We start from the raw sequence: 22,198 nt of genomic DNA, 5'->3' as shown, positions 1-22,198 counted from the left end.
GCGAGACGAATAAAGTCTTTGTTCAAACTTTTTTCAAAAAGTTGGTGGGGGCTCGGGGCAAAGCCCTGAGTCGACTTTCGCAAAAGTCGAAACACCCTTTGCCTAACTAAGATCAGGAAAATAGGCGCAACAATCCGGTGAATTGTTGCGCCGCAAGAAACCCTATCAAGGGGGTTCTTGAAAGGCGGTCAAAACCGCCTTTAGAAATACACACTCCATTACTCTATTATAGAAAGGACTTATCTTCATGAAAAACATTTTCTTCCGCACCACGTCTCTTTGGGCGTCCGTCCTTTACATGGCGCTCGGCCTTGTGCTCACGTTTTGGCCGGGCATGTCCGGCACCGTCTTTTGCTGGGGCATCGCCGCTGCACTCATTTTGTACGCCGCACATAGCTTCTGGTATTTTATAAAAGCCAGAAACCTCGGCTTCACTGCAGGCGGCACGCTCGTCATCGGCATTCTCTGCCTTGCGTTCGGTATTTTCTGCTTTTCCCGCCCGTACGTCGTCCTCTCTTTCCTGCCCATCGCGCTCGGCATCATGCTGCTTGTAGACGGCATCGGAAAAATGCCGCTCGCCGTTGATGCCCTCTCGGTGTACAGCCCCTACCGCTTCTGGGTACTCATCTCCGCCGTACTGCCGCTCATTCTCGGCATCGTGCTGCTCGTAAATCCGTTCCGTGCCGCAAAAGCCGCCATCATGTTCTTCGGCATCAGCATTTTAGCAGACGGTCTCTTTGAGCTCATCACCTACATCCAGCAGCGCCGCGCAGAAAAATCCGAGTACAAGGACATCCGCTAAACAACCTTTTTGCAATAACAGGCAACATATACCGTATGACCGAACGTACGTCGCGAAGACGAGCATCGCACAACTGCAATAAACGAAGCACCGTGTCCTTGTGCGGCACGGTGCTTTTGTTTTGACTATATTCGTTTACTTCGTAATTTTCAGCTCGCCGTTCCAGACCTTGCTGCCGCTTTCCTCAACGTAAAGCTCTACTTTACTCTCTTCCGGCGCAAACTGCATTTTGCGGTTCCAGATGCTCAGTGCGTCACAGTCAAGCTTCAGTTCTACCGTCTTCTTTTCGCCGGGCTGGAGATACACCTTCTCAAATGCTTTCAGCTCGCGCACGCGGCGGACGATTGTGCCGCTCACGCCCTGAATGTACAGCTGCACCGTCGCATGGCCCGCTGTGCTGCCGGTGTTTTCCACCTCGCACGTCACGGTATGCGCTTTTCCGTTTTCAAGCGTCGCAATAGAAATTTCCGGCGTGCCGTCCTTTACGGTCGTCTTGAACGTCGTGTAGTGCAAACCGAAGCCGAACGGGTACAGCGGCGTGTTCTCCAAATCACGGTAACGCATCATGTCGTAGGAAGCGCGGGCGTTGTAGTACACCGGCAGTTGTCCCGTTGTGCGCGGCACAGAAACCGGCAGGCAGCCGCACGGATCTGCCGCGCCGCTCAAAACTTCCGCAATGGCCGTGCCGCCCCACGGGCCCGGATAGAACGACCACAGCACCGCATCGCTCTTTTCCGCAATCTCGGGGATAGCATGCGGGCGGCCGGAAATGAGCACCGTTACGACCGGCTTGCCGCTTTCAAACACGGCATTCGCCAACTCGTTCTGCGCGCCCGGCAGACGCACATCAGAGGTATCCACGCCCTCGCCGCAATCCATCTGCAATTTCGTACCGACGATTGCCGCGCCGTTCGTGTCAAACTCCGCGCCCGCAAAGCGGCTTGAAGAACCGCCCAGCGCCAAAATGACGAGGTCGCTCTCCTCCGCAAGCTTCTCCGCCTCCGCAATACCGGAAGTATCGTCGTCGCAGATCGTGCAGCCGAGCGCATAGCGTACATCGGCGTTCTTAAATTCGTTCCGAATGCCGTCAAGCACCGTCACACCCACACCGTCACGCAGCGGCGGTGTGTAGTCGCCAAGCTGCTGATACAGCGCGTCTGCGTTCGGGCCAATGACCGCAATACGCAGCTTCTTCTCTTTTTTCAGCGGCAGAACACCGTCGTTTTTGAGCAGCACTGCCGACTGCCGCGCAATTTCAAGGCTCTGCGGAAACGTTTTCGGCACATTGTATTCCGTCAGCGGTTTTTCTTCAAGGTACGGGTGCTCAAACAGCCCGCGCGCAAATTTCAGCTCCAGCACGCGCAGAACCGCCTTGTCGAGCGTTTCTTCGGAAACGAGCCCGCGCTCCACGGCTTCTTCCAGGTGCGGGAAGCTGTCGTCCCACAGGCTCACGTCCACGCCTGCATTTAAAGCATACGCGCCGTTTGCCGCCTTGTCATGACCCGTCAGCATATCGAGACGGTCAATCGCTACGCCGTCCGCCATCACGATGCCGTCAAAGCCAAGCCCCTCGCGCAGCACGTCCTTTAAAAGCCACTCATTCGCATGGCACGGCACACCGTCAATCTCATTATATGCTGCCATCACACCCGTCGCGCCCGCTTTCACGGCCTCCTTCATCGCGGGCAGATGAATTTCGCGCAGCTCGCGCTCGCCGATGCGCGCCGCACTGGCGTTTACGCCGCCGGTCGTTTCGCCCTGTGCGCAGAAGTGCTTCGCAACAACCTCCAAACCGGCGCTCGCACAGCCCTTCACCGCCGCAGCAGCGTTCTGACCGCAGAGGTACGGATCTTCGCCGTAGCACTCTTCGCTTCTGCCCCAGCGCGGGTCACGCAGAATGTCCAGCATGGAAACGAGCGCAAAATCCACGCCCATTTCTTTTTGCTGTTCGCCAACGACCTTAAAGCCCTCTTCAACGAGCTTCGGGTTCCACGCTGCGCCCATGCCGAGGTTCACCGGCAGCAAATAGCCGTCGAGCGCCTGGTGGCCGTGCGGGCACTCGCTGCTCATCAGCATCGGAATGCCGAAGCGAGAGTGCTCCAGTACATAGTGCTGCGCCAGATTATAGGCGCGGATTGCGTTCACGCCGGTAAGGCCGGTCGTATAATCTTTGTTCGCCCACGGGTCTGCGCGGTATAAGCCGTAAAGCACACCGAGGCCGCCCCATTTTTCTACTTCTTCTTTAAAGCTGTCCGCAAGCTCCACGTGCTCGCCGTTGCAGGTGTAGCTCTGAAAGCCGTAAAGCTTCTGATTCACCTGACCGACCTTTTCGCGCAGCGTCAGGCGCGGCAGCAGGTCTTCCGCACGCTCTTTCGGGGAAAGCGCACTGTCTTTAAATTTTTCTTTCATTTTTATTGTCCTCTCCATTGAAACTGTCAACCGATACAAAGCTCAGTTGTGCGTACATGTTAAAGCATAGCACACCTTTGCACGGTTGACAAGGAAGAAAATCAAACGAATTTTTCGTACAGCTTTCACGGAATTTCATCACTTTCCTTTTTGCGTATCCTGTGTTATACTATAAAAAGCATCCATGACCGAAGGAGCACCCCTATGAATCCAAAAAAATTCCCCTTGCCCACCGGCATGCTCTTAAAAACCGACGACGAAGAAAAATTCCTTCCGTTTCAAAATCCAACTACCTATAAAGACATCACCGTCGAGTTAAAGCCGAACGGCGAAGCTCTGCGCGTATACGTCACCGCTGACACAACGCCCGTGCAGCGCGTCACGCTCTATTTCGCGGACCCGCTGCCCGAAAAAGCGCAGGTTTTAGGCGGTGTTTGGGAGCGCGGCTACGGCGACTATGAATGGCGCGGTTATGTCCCCCATCGCGTCATGCCGTGGTACTTCTTCCTGCTAAGCGGCAACAAGACCGAAGCCTTCGGCGTGCACACGCAGCCCGCTGCCATGTGCTGGTGGACAGCCGAAAGCACCGGGTACAGCGTGTACCTCGACGTGCGCTGCGGCGGTCTCGGTGTGCGCTTAAACGGCCGCACCCTCTGCGCTGCGGAGCTTTGCCGCGCAGAATACGAAGACGCCGACGGCTTTACTGCCATGGGTGAATTTTTCTCCGTTTTGAGCCCGAACCCCATTCTGCCGAAATCCCCCGTCTACGGCGCGAATAACTGGTACCATGCCTACGGGCATGCCACGGAAGATGACGTTCTGCGCGAAGCGAAAGCCCTCGCCGAACTCACCAAGGGGCTCGCAAACCGCCCGTGGTTCATCATCGACGACTGCTGGCAGATCGACCGTGCGGATGACTACAACGGCGGCCCGTGGCGCGCGGGCAACAAGGGCTTTCCGGACATGCCGGGCCTCGCCAAAAAACTGCGCGAATCCGGCGTACAGCCGGGCATCTGGGTACGTTTATTATGGGATCACAGCGAAAGTATTCCCGCCTCTTGGCGCTCGAAGCGTAACCCCGAATACCTCGACCCCTCCGTGCCCGAAGTGCTCGACCACATCGCGGAGGACATCCGCACCGTCTCAAGCTGGGGCTACAAGCTCATCAAGCACGATTTCACTTCCTACGACGTACTCGGCCGTTGGGGCTTTGAAATGGGCGACGAGCTCACGGACAGCGGTTGGCGCTTTGCGGACGAGACCCGCACAACGGCCGAAATTTTAATTGAATTATATAAACGCATCTTAGCTGCCGCGGGTGACGCCATGGTCATGGGCTGCAACTGCTTCGGCCACCTCGGCGCCGGGCTCATGCACCTCAACCGCACCGGCGATGACGTCAGCGGCAAGCTCTGGGCACGTACGCGCCGCATGGGCATGAACACATTGGCATTCACCGCGCCGATGCACGACCGCTTCTTCGCCATTGATGCCGACTGCGTACCGCTCACCGATGCCATCGATGAAACGCTCGGCATGCGCTGGCTGGAGCTTGTGGCAAAAAGCGGCACACCCACGCTGCTCTCCGTTCCGGCTTCCTATTTAAACGGCGAGCGCAAAGCCATCATCCGCGACGCTTTCCGCCGCGCAAGTCAGCCCCAGCCCACCGCGCGCCCGCTTGATTGGCACGAGACCACCTGCCCCGCCGTGTGGAAGCTTGGCGAGGAAACGAAACACTTTGACTGGACAGAGCCGTGCGGCATTCTGACCGGCAGCGTATAAATTCTTAAGGACTTTTCATGAACAAATCAGACAGAACGGCTTTTTTGCCTGTTTCAAAAGAAGATATGGCGGTACGCGGCATCGAACAGCTCGATTTCGTGTACATCAGCGGCGATGCCTACGTCGACCACCCGTCGTTCGGCACGGCGATCATCTCCCGCATTCTCGAAGCAAACGGTTTCACGGTCGGCATTATCGCACAGCCGAACTGGCGCGACCCCGAAAGCGTGTGCACACTCGGCGAGCCAAAACTTGGCTTTCTCGTTTCCGCCGGCAATATGGATTCCATGGTGAACCACTATTCCGTCGCCAAAAAGCGCCGCCGCAGCGACTTTTTCTCCCCCGGCGGCAAAATGGGCCTGCGCCCGGATTACGCCGTCATCGTATATTCCAACCTCATCCGCCGCACGTTTAAGAAAACGCCCATCATCATCGGCGGCATCGAGGCCAGCCTGCGCCGCCTTGCGCATTATGATTACTGGTCGGACAAAATGAAGCGCTCCGTCCTGCTCGATTCCGGCGCGGATATCATTTCCTATGGCATGGGCGAGCGCTCCATCGTCGAGATTGCCGAAGCCCTGCGCAGCGGCATCCCCGTGCAGGAGCTCACGTTCATCCGCGGTACCGTGTATAAAACGCACATCGCGCCCGACGGCGACGACGCGCTCCACCTCCCCGGCTTCGATAAAATTTCCACCAGTAAAGAGCTGTACGCGAAAAGCTTTTACAATCAGTATCTCAACACCGACCCGTTCACGGCGAAAACGCTCGTCGAGCCCTACCCGGACGATCACCTGTTCGTCGTGCAGAATCCTCCGCAGATGCCGCTTTCGACCGAAGAAATGGATGACACCTACGCCCTGCCCTATACGCGCACCTATCACCCGGATTACGAAGCCCTCGGCGGCATCCCCGCCATTGAAGAAGTGAAATTCAGTCTTGCCAGCTGCCGCGGGTGCTTCGGCGCATGCAGCTTCTGCGCGCTGACGTTCCACCAGGGCCGCATCATTCAGTCCCGCAGCCACGAATCGCTTTTGGAAGAAGCGAAAAAAATGACCGAGGATCCCGATTTTAAAGGCTACATTCACGACGTCGGCGGCCCCACGGCAAACTTCCGCAAGCCCGCCTGCAAAAAGCAGATGAAGGTCGGCGTGTGTAAAAACCGCCAATGCCTGTTCCCGGAGCCATGCCCCAACATGGAGATCGACCACACGGATTACGTTTCCCTCCTGCGCAAGCTGCGCGCATTGCCCAAAGTGAAAAAGGTCTTTGTGCGCTCCGGCATTCGGTTCGATTACCTCATCAATGACAAAGACGAAACGTTCTTCCGCGAGCTTGTTAAATACCACGTCAGCGGCCAGCTCAAAGTCGCACCGGAGCATATTTCCGACGGCGTGCTGCGCATGATGGGTAAGCCGCAGAATTCCGTCTACCGACGCTTCGTCAAGCGCTACAAAGAGCTGAACGAAGAAATGCACCTCAACCAGTACCTCGTGCCGTACCTCATGTCCTCGCATCCCGGCTCCACCTTACAGGACGCCGTAAAGCTCGCGGAATATCTGCGCGACCTCGGCTATATGCCGGAGCAGGTGCAGGACTTCTACCCCACCCCGTCCACGATCTCGACCTGCATGTATTACACGGGGCTCGACCCGCGCACAATGAAGCCTGTATACGTCGCGCGCGACCCGCACGAAAAAGCGATGCAGCGCGCGCTCATCCAGTACCGTGACCCAAAAAATTACGACCTCGTCACAGAAGCGCTCATCAAAGCGAATCGCCGCGACCTCATTGGCACAGGCAAAAACTGCCTTTTGCGCCCCCGCCACGGTGATACCCGTTTTGCTCCCCCAAAGCCCGCCGCAAACAGCCATAAACCGTTTGACGGTAAAAACAAAAACGGCGCAAAGCACGGCAGAACGAGTCAACCGCCGGCGCCCCAAAGCCGCCGTTGGACAGGCGAGCCGCCCAAAAAGCGCGGCAAACGATAATGTAAGACAGCAAAAAGCTCTGCACCGAATTTCAGGCGCAGAGCTTTTGTCATTGCTTTATAATTTAATACAAACCCGGCTTGCAGAGAATCTCGTGAATTTTCGTGTCAAGACAGTCCGCCGTATACGCCGGCGTGATGATACACGCGGTGTCCGCACCACGCGCCGAGCCGCCCACACAGACAACCGGCTTATTAAGCTCAATCGCGCCGTTATCCAGCGCCATCATGGCAATCTCCACGCAAACTTTCGTGCCCTGTCCGAACATGCGCAGCGTGTGCGCCATGATCTCCACCGGGTACGCGCCGCTGAATTTACGACTGATGCCGCGTTCCGCACCGCTCAAAGCGTGCGCGGCATGAATGATATGCACACCGGCTGCGGTCAACTCCGCGCGCCGCTCGTCCGTCATGGTGTTCACGCCCTGCTTCGGGTAGCCGTACGCCTGTCCCACCATGACCATCGGCACATTTGTCCCGAGCGCTTCCTGCATTTTGATGAGTTCTATAAGCGTGTCGCCCGCGTTCGAAGCCACCACAAGCGTCGTTCCGCGCTCCTTCGCGGCGTTTAAAGCAATGTGCAGCGTCTCCAAGGTATTCTCTTTGCCTTTATTTTCAAAAATCATTTTTATTTACCTCGTCAGTCATTTCGGGTCTTCCAAAATCGCGTAGCTCACAAATGCAAACCGCATGCTGTCTCCGGCCCAGGAGTTCACGTTGATCGAACCCTGCCCGCCAAACAGCGACAGAATTTTGTGCTGATTTTCGCCGTCCGCATCCATCAGCCACAGCTCCACCGGCATGTTCGGCAGGTGCTCGTGCGGCTCCAGCTGCTCCGGGCCGTAGGAAATATAGACCACCCGTTTTCCGTCCGGTGATACATGCGGGAACCAGTTGTTCCGCCGGTTTTCGGTGATCTGCGTCTGCTCGCCGCCGTCCCGCTCCATGCGCCAAACCTGCATCAAGCCGGAGTTTGTAGCGTTATACCAAATGTACTTTCCGTCCGGGGAATACTCCGGGCCGTCGTTAAAGCCACCCTTTGTCAGTCGCTTTTCCGCGCCGCCGTTCACCGGGATCGTGTATACGTCCACTTCCTGCCTGCCGTCGATATCGCGGAAAGCGCAGCAAGCTTTTCCAAAACCTCGCCCTGCATGTTGTTGAGCGGGCCGTAAAGCTGCACACCAAATTTCATGCTTTCAACTCCCCCAGATTATAATGGAATCTTACGCCTCCGGCGTGTGGTCGTATTCAAATCCGCACTTCGAGAGCCATTCCTTCGCCATCAGCGTCGCGCCGATCTGGTTCGGGTGCACGCGGTCCCATGCGATGAGCGAAGAGTGTTTATACTGCAAAAACTTGTCATACACCGCTTGGAAGTTTACAAAACGGCAGCCGTATTCCTCGGCAAGACGCTCGCAGATGCCCACATATTCCTGCATTCTGGCACGCATAAAGTCGCTCTTGTTCGTCTCCATGTAGTACGGCGTGCAGACGATAACGCCCTTCGCAACCATTTTCGCCTGTTCAATCATCGTGCGCAGGTTTTCTTCATATTCCACCGGGTCGACCGCCTGATCGGTGAGCGCCGGAGAATCAAACTGCCGCCACACATCATTGATGCCGATGCAGATAGACACCCACTGCGGGTTCAAGGAAAGCACGTCGCGCTCATAGCGCGCAAGCAGGTCTTTCGACGTATTGCCGCTGATGCCGGAGTTCGTAAAACGAATGCTCAGCTCCGGGTAAGTCGCCGTCACAAGGCTCTCGATGACGCGCGGATAGCCGTGACCCATGTTGTCAAACAAGCCCTCGCCCACCGGCTGTGCGCTGCCCATATCCGTTACGGAATCCCCTGCAAAAATAATGCGATCCATATTTTCAAAAATCATGGTAAACTCCCCCTAAAAGAGTAAATTTCTGGTTATATTATAATCGGATTTCTACAATATTACAAGGGCACTGTGCAAAATACCTACCACGTTGACAAAGGCCCGCAGCTGACGCAAAATGTGAAATGAAATAAATCTCACGCGCCGCAGCGCATTTCACAACAACCGTAGGTTGTTTTTTCACTATACCGAAGGTATATTTCACAAATCCCGAAGGAATTTATTTCACAGAAAAAAGGACTTTGCAAAATGCAAAGTCCTTTTTTCTGGTGGAGCGAAGCAACCCAAATCCGAACCATTGCCCTCTGGGGCATCTTTGGCGGCGATTTCATCGAAAGTGATGGTTTTTGTGCCGTCTTTGTAGTTGAATGTAATCAAAACTTTTTCATCATAGAGATAAACAGCATTCACGAATGTATTGATAAGCGTTTCCCGGTGGCTTTTCACGTTCGGGACGAGCTTGCGGAACCGGGTCAGCCAGAAACGAACCTGATTTTCGCTTAACCGAGGCCGAGCGATTTTTTCTTCGGCGATCCGAACCTCAAGTTCTTTCTGCTGGGCTTCCAGCTTTTCCAAACGCGATTTGGTGGAGTTGGTCAGCACACCTGCTTGAATGGCGTTCAGCATATTTTCAATGCCGTTCTCTACCTCGCGCATCTGCTTTTCCAGCAAAGGGAGAGTGGTGTTTTCCCGATCCTGCAACTCCATGACTTCCGCAACGATGGCGTCAATCACGGCATCGTCCTGAATCAGCTTCATGGTTTCAGCTACGACCAAATCTTCCAGCCACTCTTTACGGACGGTCTTTTTCTTGCAGGTCTTGAAACGCTTCGCGGTGGCGCACTTATAATAATGATGAACAACTTTGTTTCTACCCGTACCGCACTCGCCGAACATCATCGCGCCGCACATTCCGCAGAACAGCTTGGTGGTGAGCAGATAATCATCCTCGGCTTTGTGGCGGGCAGGAGCGCGGCTGTTCTTTTTGATTTTCAGCTGCACTTCCTCAAACAAATCTTTATCCACGATGGCCGGGATGCTGTCGGGCATCACAATGTCCTTGAAGTGGTTTTCACCGATGTACCGTTTGTTCGTCAGCAGCTTCTGAACACTGTTGTAGGTGAACTTCTGGTTGCGGTTGGTGGTCACGCCACTGTCGTTCAGCCAGTTCATCAGTTCTTTCATGGTCGCGCCATCGTTATACCGCTGAAAGGCTTCTACCACAAAGGGAGCTTTCAGCGGGTCGACTTGAAAGAACTTCTCCTCGTCCACCTTGAAGCCAATGGGAATCGTGCCGCCGTTGTACTTCCCCTTCAGAACATTCTCGGTCATGCCGCGCACAACTTTTTCAGAAAGTTCTGCCGAGTAGTATTCAGCCATGCCAGTGAGCATACTCTTGACCATGATACCCGCAGGGCTGTCAGAGATAGGCTCCGTGGCAGATACCAGCTTGACATGATTTCGTTCCAACTGGTACTCATAGTGGGCCGAATCATAGCGATTTCGGGCAAAACGGTCAAGCTTCCAGACCAGCACAATATCAAACAACCGTTTCTCGCTGTCCTTGATCATCTGCTGGAAATCCGGGCGGTTGTCGGTTTTGGCGGAAAGGGCGCGGTCAATGTAGTGCTTGACCACGGTAATGCCGTTCTTTTCGGCGTAGGCCGTACACTCGCGAATCTGACCTTCGATGGATTCTTCGCGCTGATTATCGCTGGAATAGCGGGCGTAAATCACGGCGGTCATGCAAACACCCCTTTCACTTCATTCTCCGCAGGCGGCGCACAAGGTCGGATGCACTGTACAGCACACGAGCCACCGACACGTCATCCTCGCCCACGATGTAGAATACCGAGTAGTTGTCCACCAGCATCTGCCGCAGCCCTTGGGTGCGCTCCGGCTCGCTTTCCACCAGCGCACAGCGTTCCGGCAGGATGTTCAGCGACTGGATAGCTTCTGCAATGCGGTTATACTGCCCCATAGCCGTGTCAGGCTCCAGCAGACGGTCGGCAATGTAGCTGTAGATCTGCTCCATATCGCTGAGGGCTGCATGAGAAATTTTCACGTCATACTGTTTCATCTGTGCTGTTCCCTGAACTGTGCGAATGCGCTTGCGGCATCCACGGTATCACCGTTCTGAATCTCCTTGATGCCTACCTGCAAAGTTGCATGAAGCTGGTCATCGGTCATGGTGTCAGCGTTCAGAGCCGCAGGAGCTTTCGGCAGGGACAGAGAAAAGGGGATGCCGCCAGTCAGGGTGATCTGGCGCAGGTACATATCAATAGCTGTTGCCATCGGGATGCCGAGCTGCTTCAACACATCCTCGGCTTGCTGCTTAACGCTGGGGCTGACCCGGACGTTCAACATCATCGTTTTTTCCATGGTTATCACCTCGAATTTATTGTAATGCTTTTTGCATTACAAGTCAATCGAGAACTAAGCAACGTTTGAAATTCTCCGACTATCACAAAAATAAAGTGCAAATTTTATCATTTCTCACAATAAAAGCAAGTTTTATCTTCTTGCCTGAATGAGATACTAATGTTAAACTTATTTCAAAGAAAATTGTGTGCAGAGGAGAGATAAGGCTGTGAAAGGAAGAAAAATATTTGTAGGCACTGACAATATGGGACACGCCGCCTATTTCGGGTGGCAAGACAAAGGACAGGCTTTATATGGCTTACGCGAAGGATATAAGAACAGTGCAGATGACTTGGTTTCTCTTGTTATCAGCAGCAACTGTGATTCAAAAACGCTAGACACATATATCTTTCCGATAATGTTTTTATATCGTCATTCCCTTGAAATTTCTCTCAAGCACATTTATCAACGATGCTATGGAGAGTTGCCAGAAGGTGGGCATGATCTATTAACATTATGGTTTACTGTAAAAAGAGATGTTATTGATAAATTTATAATCTCGGAAGAATTTGTTGAGTCTGTGAAAGCTCGAAAAGAAAATTTTACACTTTATTCGTTAGATGGAATATCATTGAGTAAAATCCAACTCCTTTTTAAGGAATTGCAGGAAGCCAATCAAACACCCGCCGAATCAAATCCTCAAGCCAAACAGGTTGATCAAAAAGCCGAGGTTTGGCGGTATTTAATGACTAAGGAGGATAAAGCCATCGAAGAAGAAAAGAACGAACAGCTTTTCTTTACAAGTGACCACTTTATTGATTATATAGAATTAAGGAATACCATTGACCATATCTACGATGTTTTGGATTTCATTTATAACATTGTAGATGACTATTTTAGCAGCTAATCTGCAAGGGGCTGTTGCAAAATCGTATAGGGATGTTCTTTGATTAGAAAATATGATATACTCAACTTACCACAATAAATCAAATTTTCGAGGTGATATGTGTATGGAGAAAAAGTCTAACCGATCCGGACGATCTGGAATGGATCCTATCGTTGCTTTAACGCTGGTACTTGCTGTATTAAAAGCAACTGGATTGATTTCGTGGTCTTGGTTGTGGGTACTAAGCCCGATTTGGCTTACATTCTTGTTTTTCGCCGCTATTTTCTCCGCCATTTTGGTCGGCGGACGGGCTGTTAAAGGGAAATGGTAACTTCCATAGTTTTTAGATATTCCACTGCTTGTTTGACTTTTCACCACATACACCGTTTTCATCATCTAAAATTTTGCTTTCATGCTGTAAGAGCTATAACTTTACTTTAGTGCGTGTACAATATGCAGTGCCATATCTGCATTTTCTTTATCTACAAATATCTCTGTGACATACTTTGGCTTTATGCCCAAAGTTCCAATTCTTGCCTGATCAAATGTATTACGCCGATTGACATCTTTGGTTTTGCAATAGAATTTGATTCCAGCAGCTGCCAGCGCATCCGTGATGCGATTGCACTGGCAGGGGTCAGAAACAGCTGCAACTTGTGATTTGAAAAACTGCTCTAGCATAAAAGGATCTCCTATATACACTCTAAAAGAAATCTCTTGCGTTTCTTACTGGAATAACGAAATTTAAGCCCAATTTATTTCGTTTGTCTACAAAATTTTTCAAAATCGTATAGCTGCACATAAATTCATGGAAAATTTGTTGCATAATCACAGTTTTGTTTATCTGCATCGCTATTGAGGACGAATACGGCAATACTCCAACGCAGCGGGCGGAATTGGATTGGTTGCTCTACAACAAGCTATTAGAGTATGCGCAGATGGTGCTGGGTGGGGAGATAGAGCACTTCCTGTCACTGGGTTGCGACCACGGCGGATTAGAAGATTGACCTTTAATGAAGAAAGGATATTTCGTTATCATACCTCTGGTCATAATCTCGTTCAAATCCATCCGGCACATAATGGTCGCTGTATCCATTTCTTTCAACCGTGACAATGGCAAACTTAAAATATCTGAAGTGGAACAAACAGCCCTCTACCTGCAGTCTTTGCAAATAGAGAGCTGTTTATTATTAGCTATTCGTTTTTCAGACACCGATTCATGGTGTCCTTGTATATTGGTTTTAAGTTATTTTATATTTTCTTGACTTTTTAGAAATTGTGTGTATTCTTCAAAAAAATCAATTACTGATGCTCTGTAGCGGGTAACTGCTTGCTCTTGATTGCTCTGCAATGACTCAGTTGAGATAAATTTAAGCAACACAATACAGTGTTGATCTTCCAGAACCATTTCGTATGTTTCTTGAATGTTTATGTCACCTTCCTTCTGAAAAGTAGCAACCGCCTCTGCTGGCAAGGAATCAATTGTCAGCATTCGCTTTCCTAGTTCTTCTTCAGAATATAAAAATGTCATACACGCAAGGATACCATTTGTTGAGTTTAAATAGACAGCTTTTCTGTTTTTTGGTTGTAGTGGATTACCATCATACAAATCATCTCGCTCCTCAAAGTATTCGTTTTCAGGAAATCCAGAGCTATAGATATCGGCTGTACTATTTAACATCTCAAATCCTTCTGGCTCGAATTTTTTTACAACTTTATCAACATATTGCGAATACAATGAATAGTTATCCGGAACCGATTCACTTTTATTTTTTGTATTAAAGCAAGATGTTAATGTAAAGCAAACTATCAAACAGAGCAGCACTGTCAGAGGTGGTTTTTTAAGTGTTTGCATTGTACGACTCAGAGAAAATGTCCAAAGTATCACTGGGATACAAAGTAGAATTAACATCATAAATAGCATACCTCTTACTTTGAGACGGGTTGCTCGTATTAGCCGTCCAAACAGTTAGTCTGCCACCAATTTTATAGCCTTTATGCGTCAAATCGTGACTGATTTCAATGATTTTTTTGGTGATGACTAAGATGTTTTATTTAGCTCATTTCGTCCGATGCGGTAAATCTTCTTGTCTTGTTCTCCTACTTCAACAATAAGTTCATTTTTATTGTGATGAACTATTACTGGAATATAGCTATCGGAATTTTCCACCATCAAACATGTGACTCCATTCGTCCATTCACTGTTCAATTCCTTTGATAGCATGGAAATGATTTCTTCTTTCGTCATTTTGATTAATGAATAACCTCCATTTTGTACACTCCCACAGGAGCTTTTGCTTAGTCAACGTTGCTCACACTGCGTTTGTGACAGCTTTTTTGAAAAATTTTCGAGATTTTATCAACTTTGTATATTTGCACAAAAAATGCCGACACATTTGTAAACAATCACAAGTGTGTCGGCAAGGTCTTGACAAATCAGGAAATGCTTTCCGCAATTCTTAGAAGCTCATCATGCGATATCTTTCCAATAATCGTATGCGAAATGCCATCTTTCTCCCATACTAGCACATATCCTGTACGTCCTCCGTTATTACTCGTTCCAAGTGTTGCATCGGCTGTTCCAATTTTAATGCGCTCATAAACCGTATGCTCATTGTCGAAAGTTTCGACTTGTCCATAGTCTTGAATTACGGAACAGTCCACATAATAAAAGATGTTCTTATCATTGATATCAACATAGGCATGAAGAAAGGATATTTCGTTATCATATCCTTGTTCATAATCTCGTTCAAAGCCGTCCGGCACATAATGATCGCTGTATCCATCCGGCAATCGTTCCAACGGTTCGCCGTCCACTTGATACGTCAGCTGCATCTCAATCGGCAAGAACTTCTGAATCATCGTGTAGACTGCCTTGCGGAAGTCTGCGCTTACTGCAAGTGCGCCGAGAGTTAAAATTACCAGCGTCATGGCTGCAACAAGCACTCGTTTCAGCACCGGACGGCGTTTATGCAATGCCGCTTTCAGGCGAGCATCCCATCGGAACGTGTCCGGATAGCGTTCTTCAAGCTGTGCCGGAGTTGGCAGCTCGTCCAGTTCTTTCTGTGCATCTGCACGGAGTGCCATCATCAAAGCTGCATCAAAAGAGATCTCTGTCCGCTCACTCACGGCTGTTCAGCTCCTTCCACAATAGTTTTCTTCCACGGAAAAGCCGCATCCGAACCACTTCATCTGTCAGTCCAAGCGATTTGGCAATCTCCCGGTTGGTGTAGCCCATTGCCAAAAGGCGCAGTGGGTCACGGTACATCGGTTTCATCTGTCCGATCAGTTCTGTCAGGTGTTGGATGTTATCGGTGCTGATTACTGCATCATCCGGCACCGGGGCATCATCTGGCACGTCTGGGATTTCTTCTAATGGTTCTTCTCGCTGCTTGCGAAGCATATCGTATGCACGGCTTCTACTACAACTAACGAGATAAGCGGCGAGTTCGTGACAGTTTTCTCGATGAATTTTAGAAAAATTTTTGGCAACGTACAAAAAAACCTCTTGCAGCACATCTTCTGCCAGATAAGAATCGCCCATAATTTTGTAAGCGGTATGGTAGACCAGCCGCTTGTAGGTATTATATACATCTATAAATTGTTCTTCGCTGCTCCGGTCATCCAGAACTGCCAGATACATTGCCAGCATTTTCGCTCACATCCCTCTTATCGGGAGGAATTATGTCAATTTGACACAATTCCTCTCTGCCCATTCAGATAAACCACCACGGCAGTTCCAGCCACAGGTTATCCATGGCCTGTTCCTCGGTCTTTTTGGCGCGGCCTTTCGTCAGGTGAAAGTATATCGCCGTGCCGATCAGTGGATGCTCCTCGCCATCAGTGAAGCCATAGCGGTACAGCAGGTAGGCCTGCTCCCGCTGGGTCAGCCGTTTCAGACCATCGTACAGTTCCCGGCGCGATTCCTGCTCCTCCATAATGCTCTGCGGCTGCATGGCGTAGGGGTCGGCTATGGCTTCAATGCGCCGCAGCTGTTCCTCTCCCGGCAGAACATCGTCCAGCGAAACGCGCTGGTAGCAGATACCGTCCTTATCTTCCGTCACCATCCGCTGTTCAAAAGCGGTAAAGGCATCCCGCACCATGTCCATCATAGCATTGCGGATGGCAGGAGCAGCATAGGTCAGGAACTTCATGCCACGCGCTGCATCGAACTTCGGCACGGTCTTCCACAAGCCCAGATTGCCCGCCTGTTTCAAATCGTCCGTGTCAAGGTTCAGGCCGGACTGTGCCAGATTCATGCTGCGGAAAAGGTCATTTGCCACCTTGCCAATAAAGGACTTGTTGTTGTCGATCAGGCTGTCCAGTGCGGCAGCATCGCCTTTCTGTGCCAGCGCACAAAGCCGTTCATTCGTCTGCTTCATGGGCGTTTTCCTGCTCTGCGGCAGACTGCAAGATTCCCAGCAGACCGCTCCGCAGCTGTTTCAGTGCTTCCGGCGTGGCTCCCTCCATGCCCGAAACGCTACCCAACATTGCGTCTGTCAGCTGCTCTGCCGTAATCGTTGGGTGCTGCACATCCTGCCCTTTGGTCAATTCGGTGAACATCTTCTCTGCCACTTTCTTGCTCATGGCTTCCTGTTTGGCGTAATGGCTCCCGATGCCCTTTTTGATCTCTTTGACCGCTGCCATGAAGTACATTTCAATGTCATCAAGGTCGCCTTGGTACACTGGCTTTCTTCGGAGACTGATGTCCTTTGCGGCTTTGGCTGCTTCCGGGGTCTTGACCTTTGTGCGCAGCAGGGTGCTCAATGTCGTGAGCATGGCGTTCTGTGCTGCAATGCCGGATGCAAACGTATCATCAAAATACTGCGCTATGCGGTAAGTAAGCTCTGCAAACCGAGCGTTTTCCAGCAACAGGTTGACCACCTCTGCATTGACGCGCCCTGTGTAGAGGTTCTTTGCGGCTTCTACGGACAAGCCCAGTTCGGCAACGTCGTAGTTCTTGCGGTCAGGGATGTTGGTTTCTCCCAGCAGAAAATCCGTGGACACGTTGAACAGCCTTGCAATTTTCAGCACCTGCTCGTGGGTCAGGGTTCCTTTCGCACCGCTGATAAAGCGGTTGATGGTGCTCTTGGAGCAGCCGAGTTCCTTGGCAAGTTCTGGTTGGCTGATGTTGCGTTCTTTCATCAAGTCCGCAAGACGGATGTTGGATGGTGCGGGCAGATATTCCTGTGTCATGTGGTCGGCCCTCCTTTTTGAGCTTTTTCCTCATTATAATACGCTCTGCCGTTTTGTTCAATATACGGTTTCCTCTCTGCCCTTGCTGTTGCAGCCCTGCAACCAGTAAGGGCATTTTTCTTTTTCCGTTGCAGTTCTGCCGCTTTTTCGCCTTTCCTGCAAAATTTTCCGTATATTCAGGCAGGAAGCAAAAAACACCAGAGTTCCCGCTTTGGGGTCTCTGGTGCAACGCGCAACGCACGACACAAAGGAGGAATGCCCTTGAGCCTGTTTCAGAAAATCAAATCCGCCATCACCGTTCCGCAAGCTGCCAAGGTCTACGGCATGGAGCCAGACCGCCGCAGTATGGTGTGCTGTCCGTTCCACTCCGACAACACCCCCAGCATGAAGCTGAACGACACCTATTATTACTGCTTCGGCTGTGGAGCTACCGGGGATGTGATCGACCTCACCGCCAAGCTGTTCAGCCTGAATCCCCGGCAAGCCGCCGAAAAGCTCGTACACGATTTTGGGCTTGACCCGGACAAGCCACCCGCTAATGCCATCGCCCTGCCGCCGCCCAATCGTGGCCTGACAGACGAGCAGTGGGCAGACATCGCCTACTGCCTGCGGGTGCTGACCGATTATCTTGACCTGCTGCACGACTGGCAGGAGCGCTACAAGCCCGCCAGCCCGGAAGAACCGCTAGACGAGCGGTTCGTGGAAGCCCTCCACATGACCGACACCATCGAGCACCTGACGGACTGCGTTGCATTTGGAACACCCCAGCAGAAAGCCGATGCCGCCGCACGGCTGCTGTCCGGGTCGTACCTGCTGATGTTGGAGGAGCGCACCGACCGCCTTGCTCTGGCAAAGTGCGCCTGATAATTTATTCACCTGAAGTGGCAGGTCTCACTGTGAGACCCGCCACTTCACTTTTCTAAAGGAGAACCACCACATGAAGAAAAACATTTCCCGCAACCCCTTATGGCCGGACTGGTACAACGGCAAGAAAATTGATGAAGTCCAGTTTGGCCGTGCCTTTCTGGAGCAGTGGCCGCTGAAATGCGTCAACGGAACGCTGTACACGCTGGACGGCCCGGTGGAGGACGAGAGCGAGATCAAGCAGCGCATCTTGGAGAACATCGAAGAATATGTCACCTCCGGCCTGTCCAAAAAGGTCACCAACATTCTGGAGACCATCAAGCTGCTGGCCTTTTCCGACCCGTTTCCCATTGAGCAGGACTGCATCCACCTCCAGAACGGCGTGTACCATCTGCCGGACGGCACCTTTCAGGAAAGCCGCCTGTTCTGCCAGAACCGCCTGCCTGTGAAGTACGACCCGAAAGCACCCAGCCCGGAACGCTGGCTGACCTTCCTGCACGAACTGCTGGACGATGCCGACATCCCCACCTTGCAGGAATATCTGGGCAACTGCCTTATCCCCAGCACTAAGGGACAGAAGATGATGCTCATTGTTGGCAAGGGCGGCGAGGGCAAGTCCCGCATTGGGCTGGTGCTGAAACGGCTCATGGGAGATGCCGCCAGCAATGGCAGCGTCCAGAAGGTGGAGAACAACCGCTTTGCCCGTGCCGATTTGGAACGCCGCCTGCTGATGATCGACGATGACATGGACATGAACGCCCTGCCCAAAACGAATTATATTAAGACCATCGTGACCGCCGAAGCCAAGCTGGACTTGGAGCGCAAAGGTGTCCAGAGCTACCAGCGGGACATTTACGCCCGGTTCCTTTGTTTCGGCAACGGCGCGTTGACCTCGCTGTACGACCATTCGGACGGCTTCTTTCGCCGCCAACTTATCCTGACCACCAAGGACAAGCCTGCCGACCGCATGGACGACCCCTTCCTTGTGGAGAAGATGTGCGCCGAATTGGAAGGCATCCTGCTCTGGTGTCTGGAAGGGCTGCACCGGCTGGTGCAGAACGATTTCCGCTTCACGGTCAGCGAACGTGCCGCCGCCAATGTGGACACCATCAAGCGCAGCAGCAACAATGTCATCGACTTTATGGAATCCGAGGGCTATTTCCGATTCAAAGCGGACTACTCCATCAGTTCCAAAGATTTCTACGAGATCTACAAACTGTGGTGTGAGGACAACGCCTGTCACAGCGTGTCGGCCATCCGTTTCAGCGCAGAGTTGCGCCAGAATGACCGCCGCTATAACCTTGAAGCCACCAACAACATCTACCTGCCCGGTGGCCGCAGGGTGCGTGGTTTTGTAGGCATCGAACCGCTTGTCCACCCCTGCCCGTAAAAAGTGCATTTTTTACGGAAGAAGTTCGTACAACCTGTACGGTCTGTACTTGTACGCACCTGTACGGCAAATCGAGATAAATTAAGGCGTGTTATCGTTTATATTTCGGGTTTCCGTACACCGTACGAACCGTACAGGTTATTTGAACTCCGTACGCGATTTTTTCGGATGCGTACGGAGCAATCAAGTTCGCATTGTGCGAACTTGATTGTAACTCTCCCGCAGGAGACGTTCCCCCTCGGAGAGCCCACTACACTTTGCAGACCATAGGGATGAAAGTGTCATAGTGGGTTATTACACTTCCGCAGAAGTGCATCTCCGTTCCCCGTCACCTCTCGATGAACCTTGAAAGGAGGGATGCCCTTTGGCAAGAAATGATGGCATTGACCGCACCAGTGTTCGAAATCTCGCCGTTTCGGACAAGGCCGTTGGCAACACTCAGCAGCACAACGAGCGCGAAAAGGACAGCTACCGGAACCCCGACATCATCCCCCAGCGCACTGCATGGAACATCCACTTCAAAAAGCCAACCGCCAGCTACACCGACCTGTTCTCCCAACTGGAAACCGCTGGCACGATTTCCACGCGCGGCTTGAAGCCGGATGCCACCCATTACTGCGAGCTTGTCTTTGATGTCAACTCGGCCTACTTTGACAACCACGGCGGCTACGAGTTCGCCAAGCAGTTCTATGAGGATGCCTACCAAGCTGCCGTTCAAATCGTGGGCGGTGAGCAGTATATCCTCTCGGCAGTCATGCACGCCGATGAGATCAACCGTGCCATGACCGAAGCATTAGGCCGTGAAGTCTACCACTATCATCTCCATGTGGTCTATGTGCCTGTGGTGGAAAAGCAGATCCTCTGTTCGAAACGCTGCAAGGACAAGGCACTGGTCGGCACAGTCAAGGAGACCGTCATGCAGGTCAGCCGAAGCAAGAAGTGGGCTTCCAAGCCCCTGCTGGACGATGCCGGAAAGCCTGTCCTGCAAAAGAGCGGCAAGCCAGTCCTGAAGAAGTCGTACAGTGTCCTGCAAGACGATTTCTTCCACTATATGCGCAACGCCGGGTATACGGATGTAGAGCGCGGTGAGCGTGGCAGCACTGAAGAACACCTGACCGTCACCCAGTTCAAAGTCCAGCGGGAGCAGGAGCGGCTGGACACTCTGACCGCCCAGATTGACCAGAAAGAGCAGCACCTCACCCAAACCAACAAAACCCTCTCCAAGACCGAAAAGGAACTTGCCGCTGTGCAGAAAAAGGTCACGCTCACAAAAGAAGCCCTCATTCATGCGCGCGATCTGGATTATATTGGTAAGCGCACCTTTCTCGGCAACTATTCGCTGACCGAAGAAGAGTTTTCCAAGCTGAAAAAGCAAGCCGACCACGGCTATATGATGGATGTGGAGAACCGCCGCCTGAAAGAAGAACTTTCCACCGCCAAGAAAGAGGCCGTTCGTTGGAGCAACAAGTACCACGACCTGTGGTACGACGTGAAACCCTATCTGGATGCTCTCCACCGTGCGCCCGAACTGGTGCGTGGCTTTCTGGAAAAGATTCTTGCCCCCAAGCAGGAGCACACCATGAATGTGCCGCAGCAAAACCGTAAGCGTGGGCAGGATATGGAACTTTGAGTTTCGGAGGATACCATTTGAACAAAAAGAAGAAGTCGAACAAATCCGACTACCCGGATGAAGCAATCAAGATCCTTGCGCGTTGCTTTTATCCCTCCATGGTTGAGTTTTTCAACAGCGAGGAAGGCCAGCGTGAATACGAGGAATGGCTGAAAGAGCAGGAAGCTCTACAAGCCTTGCCTGTTGCAGCATAAAAACAGCAGGACGCTCCCAGTAAAGGGAACGCCCTGCCTTATATAGATGTGTCTCACCGAGGTGTGTCCAGTTGGGCACACCTCTTATTTTTTTGCCCTCAATCTTCTAGCCCATGGCTCCCGGCCACATTCTTCAAATATTTCTCCGGGTCACCGTTCAGAATCAAATCCGCATAGCCCAGCGGATCGTTGTAGATGAGATAGTCCAGTTCAGTCCTCTGCGCCATGGTCACGTCCAATTCATCCTCGACCCCAGTGCAGTCAATGGAGATCATTCTCCCATCCCGGAGCAGCAGTTCCACGCAGCCGGTGTCCATGTTGAATTTGCAGGTTCTTTCATCGTACTTCATAATCATACCCTCCAAATCTTGTTATTGGCCTACGGTCTATGACAAGGTATCGGAGTTTTACGCCGTCCACGGGAGCCTTCATTCTCAAACCCGAAGAAAACGAAAAATCCGAACCCTTCTCCAATCGGAAACAGGTTCGGATTTTTCTTGTTTGGTGGAGGAGGGTGGATTCGAACCACCGAAGCAAGAAGCAGCAGATTTACAGTCTGTCCCCTTTGGCCACTCGGGAACTCCTCCATATACAGAGCTGCGTAAACGCAAACTCATATTATAAAAACAGAAACAAGTTCTGTTTATTGCTGCCAAGCAAAACACTCGGAAACAATATATAGAAACGAAAACAAAATGTTCTCGATTTTAATCAACTGGAGCTGGCGAACGGACGAAGCCGCTTGCGCGTCTTCACGGCTTACAGCATAGCTGCTACGCCGCTTCCGGCTAAAAACTTTCCACCG

At 51.7% G+C, this 22,198-nt stretch carries 25 protein-coding genes, 1 tRNA gene and 1 pseudogene; 9 read left to right on the top strand and 18 right to left on the bottom strand.

What is annotated here, in order from left to right; translation table 11 throughout:
- Window positions 1-247 precede the first annotated feature (247 nt).
- On the top strand, window positions 248-802 hold the full coding sequence (locus ACI0CA_RS05865; protein WP_308448094.1) for an HdeD family acid-resistance protein: 555 nt from the start codon (window positions 248-250) through the stop codon (window positions 800-802).
- Between the two features lie 135 nt (window positions 803-937).
- Here the strand turns inward: ACI0CA_RS05865 and ACI0CA_RS05860 are convergent, their stop codons facing one another.
- Complete coding sequence (locus ACI0CA_RS05860; protein WP_446806468.1) at window positions 938-3,211, bottom strand: glycoside hydrolase family 3 N-terminal domain-containing protein; 2,274 nt, start codon at window positions 3,209-3,211, stop codon at window positions 938-940.
- Window positions 3,212-3,415: 204 nt separating this feature from the next.
- On the opposite strand from ACI0CA_RS05860, the gene ACI0CA_RS05855 reads away from it, so the two are divergent.
- Both ACI0CA_RS05855 and ACI0CA_RS05850 read left to right on the top strand, forming a co-directional pair.
- Window positions 3,416-4,993 carry a glycoside hydrolase family 36 protein gene (locus ACI0CA_RS05855; RefSeq protein WP_446806469.1) on the top strand — a complete coding sequence of 526 codons (1,578 nt, stop codon included), beginning with the start codon at window positions 3,416-3,418 and terminating at the stop codon, window positions 4,991-4,993.
- A gap of 17 nt (window positions 4,994-5,010) precedes the next feature.
- Window positions 5,011-6,984, top strand: coding sequence for a YgiQ family radical SAM protein (locus tag ACI0CA_RS05850; RefSeq protein ID WP_446806470.1), 1,974 nt, complete (start codon window positions 5,011-5,013; stop codon window positions 6,982-6,984).
- Between the two features lie 64 nt (window positions 6,985-7,048).
- Here ACI0CA_RS05850 and ACI0CA_RS05845 read toward each other — a convergent pair whose 3' ends face one another.
- From ACI0CA_RS05845 to ACI0CA_RS05815, 7 genes are all read right to left on the bottom strand, one after another.
- Window positions 7,049-7,609 (bottom strand): hypothetical protein, encoded by a 561-nt coding sequence (locus tag ACI0CA_RS05845; protein WP_419048770.1) that lies wholly within the window; start codon window positions 7,607-7,609, stop codon window positions 7,049-7,051.
- Between the two features lie 18 nt (window positions 7,610-7,627).
- Entirely contained in the window at window positions 7,628-8,074 is a 447-nt protein-coding gene (locus ACI0CA_RS05840) for a TolB family protein (RefSeq protein WP_412278300.1), read from the bottom strand.
- A complete protein-coding gene (locus ACI0CA_RS05835; RefSeq protein ID WP_446806471.1) occupies window positions 8,050-8,175 on the bottom strand; it encodes a hypothetical protein in 126 nt (41 codons plus the stop codon). The genes ACI0CA_RS05840 and ACI0CA_RS05835 overlap by 25 nt, the downstream gene beginning before the upstream one ends.
- 31 nt (window positions 8,176-8,206) lie before the next feature.
- Window positions 8,207-8,872, bottom strand: a complete 666-nt coding sequence (locus ACI0CA_RS05830) for an SGNH/GDSL hydrolase family protein (protein WP_343284191.1) — start codon at window positions 8,870-8,872, stop codon at window positions 8,207-8,209.
- Between the two features lie 225 nt (window positions 8,873-9,097).
- Window positions 9,098-10,618: a recombinase family protein gene (locus ACI0CA_RS05825; protein WP_446806472.1), complete on the bottom strand. Its 1,521-nt coding sequence runs from the start codon at window positions 10,616-10,618 to the stop codon at window positions 9,098-9,100.
- A gap of 13 nt (window positions 10,619-10,631) precedes the next feature.
- Window positions 10,632-10,952 (bottom strand): type II toxin-antitoxin system RelE/ParE family toxin, encoded by a 321-nt coding sequence (locus ACI0CA_RS05820; RefSeq protein ID WP_446806473.1) that lies wholly within the window; start codon window positions 10,950-10,952, stop codon window positions 10,632-10,634.
- Complete coding sequence (locus ACI0CA_RS05815) at window positions 10,949-11,254, bottom strand: type II toxin-antitoxin system RelB/DinJ family antitoxin (RefSeq protein WP_446806474.1); 306 nt, start codon at window positions 11,252-11,254, stop codon at window positions 10,949-10,951. Before ACI0CA_RS05815 ends, ACI0CA_RS05820 begins: the two co-directional genes overlap by 4 nt.
- A 208-nt stretch (window positions 11,255-11,462) precedes the next feature.
- Here ACI0CA_RS05815 and ACI0CA_RS05810 point away from each other — a divergent pair, with 208 nt between their 5' ends.
- Complete coding sequence (locus tag ACI0CA_RS05810) at window positions 11,463-12,140, top strand: hypothetical protein (protein ID WP_049929332.1); 678 nt, start codon at window positions 11,463-11,465, stop codon at window positions 12,138-12,140.
- A 66-nt stretch (window positions 12,141-12,206) separates the two neighbouring features.
- On the opposite strand, the gene ACI0CA_RS05805 is transcribed toward ACI0CA_RS05810, so the two are convergent.
- Together ACI0CA_RS05805 and ACI0CA_RS05800 are read right to left on the bottom strand one after the other, a co-directional pair.
- On the bottom strand, window positions 12,207-12,515 hold the full coding sequence (locus ACI0CA_RS05805) for a hypothetical protein (protein WP_446806475.1): 309 nt from the start codon (window positions 12,513-12,515) through the stop codon (window positions 12,207-12,209).
- Between the two features lie 36 nt (window positions 12,516-12,551).
- Window positions 12,552-12,800 (bottom strand): hypothetical protein, encoded by a 249-nt coding sequence (locus ACI0CA_RS05800; protein WP_005920679.1) that lies wholly within the window; start codon window positions 12,798-12,800, stop codon window positions 12,552-12,554.
- A gap of 149 nt (window positions 12,801-12,949) precedes the next feature.
- Between ACI0CA_RS05800 and ACI0CA_RS05795 the strand changes: the two are divergent.
- Window positions 12,950-13,126: pseudogene (locus ACI0CA_RS05795) on the top strand (DUF6061 family protein); the annotation flags it as partial.
- A gap of 239 nt (window positions 13,127-13,365) precedes the next feature.
- Here ACI0CA_RS05795 and ACI0CA_RS05790 read toward each other — a convergent pair.
- The 6 genes from ACI0CA_RS05790 to ACI0CA_RS05765 form a co-directional block, all read right to left on the bottom strand.
- Window positions 13,366-14,034: a hypothetical protein gene (locus ACI0CA_RS05790; protein WP_446806476.1), complete on the bottom strand. Its 669-nt coding sequence runs from the start codon at window positions 14,032-14,034 to the stop codon at window positions 13,366-13,368.
- A gap of 126 nt (window positions 14,035-14,160) precedes the next feature.
- A complete protein-coding gene (locus tag ACI0CA_RS05785; RefSeq protein WP_005946665.1) occupies window positions 14,161-14,367 on the bottom strand; it encodes a hypothetical protein in 207 nt (68 codons plus the stop codon).
- Between the two features lie 188 nt (window positions 14,368-14,555).
- A complete protein-coding gene (locus ACI0CA_RS05780; RefSeq protein WP_446806477.1) occupies window positions 14,556-15,248 on the bottom strand; it encodes a DUF4367 domain-containing protein in 693 nt (230 codons plus the stop codon).
- On the bottom strand, window positions 15,241-15,771 hold the full coding sequence (locus ACI0CA_RS05775) for an RNA polymerase sigma factor (RefSeq protein ID WP_158396448.1): 531 nt from the start codon (window positions 15,769-15,771) through the stop codon (window positions 15,241-15,243). Before ACI0CA_RS05775 ends, ACI0CA_RS05780 begins: the two co-directional genes overlap by 8 nt.
- A 64-nt stretch (window positions 15,772-15,835) precedes the next feature.
- Window positions 15,836-16,501: a sigma-70 family RNA polymerase sigma factor gene (locus tag ACI0CA_RS05770; protein WP_446806478.1), complete on the bottom strand. Its 666-nt coding sequence runs from the start codon at window positions 16,499-16,501 to the stop codon at window positions 15,836-15,838.
- Window positions 16,485-17,315 (bottom strand): helix-turn-helix domain-containing protein, encoded by an 831-nt coding sequence (locus tag ACI0CA_RS05765; protein WP_446806479.1) that lies wholly within the window; start codon window positions 17,313-17,315, stop codon window positions 16,485-16,487. The genes ACI0CA_RS05770 and ACI0CA_RS05765 overlap by 17 nt, the downstream gene beginning before the upstream one ends.
- Before the next feature lie 255 nt (window positions 17,316-17,570).
- Between ACI0CA_RS05765 and ACI0CA_RS05760 the strand changes: the two genes are divergently transcribed.
- From ACI0CA_RS05760 to ACI0CA_RS05745, 4 genes are all read left to right on the top strand, one after another.
- Window positions 17,571-18,179 carry a CHC2 zinc finger domain-containing protein gene (locus ACI0CA_RS05760; protein WP_446806480.1) on the top strand — a complete coding sequence of 203 codons (609 nt, stop codon included), beginning with the start codon at window positions 17,571-17,573 and terminating at the stop codon, window positions 18,177-18,179.
- Window positions 18,180-18,252: 73 nt separating this feature from the next.
- On the top strand, window positions 18,253-19,569 hold the full coding sequence (locus ACI0CA_RS05755; protein ID WP_446806481.1) for a phage/plasmid primase, P4 family: 1,317 nt from the start codon (window positions 18,253-18,255) through the stop codon (window positions 19,567-19,569).
- A gap of 364 nt (window positions 19,570-19,933) precedes the next feature.
- Window positions 19,934-21,199 (top strand): plasmid recombination protein, encoded by a 1,266-nt coding sequence (locus ACI0CA_RS05750; RefSeq protein WP_446806482.1) that lies wholly within the window; start codon window positions 19,934-19,936, stop codon window positions 21,197-21,199.
- A gap of 17 nt (window positions 21,200-21,216) precedes the next feature.
- Window positions 21,217-21,393, top strand: coding sequence for a hypothetical protein (locus tag ACI0CA_RS05745; protein ID WP_446806483.1), 177 nt, complete (start codon window positions 21,217-21,219; stop codon window positions 21,391-21,393).
- A gap of 98 nt (window positions 21,394-21,491) precedes the next feature.
- Here the strand turns inward: ACI0CA_RS05745 and ACI0CA_RS05740 are convergent, their stop codons facing one another.
- Both ACI0CA_RS05740 and ACI0CA_RS05735 read right to left on the bottom strand, forming a co-directional pair.
- Window positions 21,492-21,743 (bottom strand): DUF6061 family protein, encoded by a 252-nt coding sequence (locus ACI0CA_RS05740; RefSeq protein ID WP_005927463.1) that lies wholly within the window; start codon window positions 21,741-21,743, stop codon window positions 21,492-21,494.
- A gap of 152 nt (window positions 21,744-21,895) precedes the next feature.
- Window positions 21,896-21,980: transfer RNA gene (locus ACI0CA_RS05735), tRNA-Tyr, on the bottom strand.
- Window positions 21,981-22,198 lie beyond the last annotated feature (218 nt).

The organism is Hominenteromicrobium mulieris, assembly GCF_046197855.1.
Classification (GTDB): domain Bacteria; phylum Bacillota; class Clostridia; order Oscillospirales; family Acutalibacteraceae; genus Hominenteromicrobium; species Hominenteromicrobium mulieris.
The sequence above is the reverse complement of the archived record's forward strand: the minus strand, read 5'-3'. Positions and strand labels throughout refer to the sequence as shown.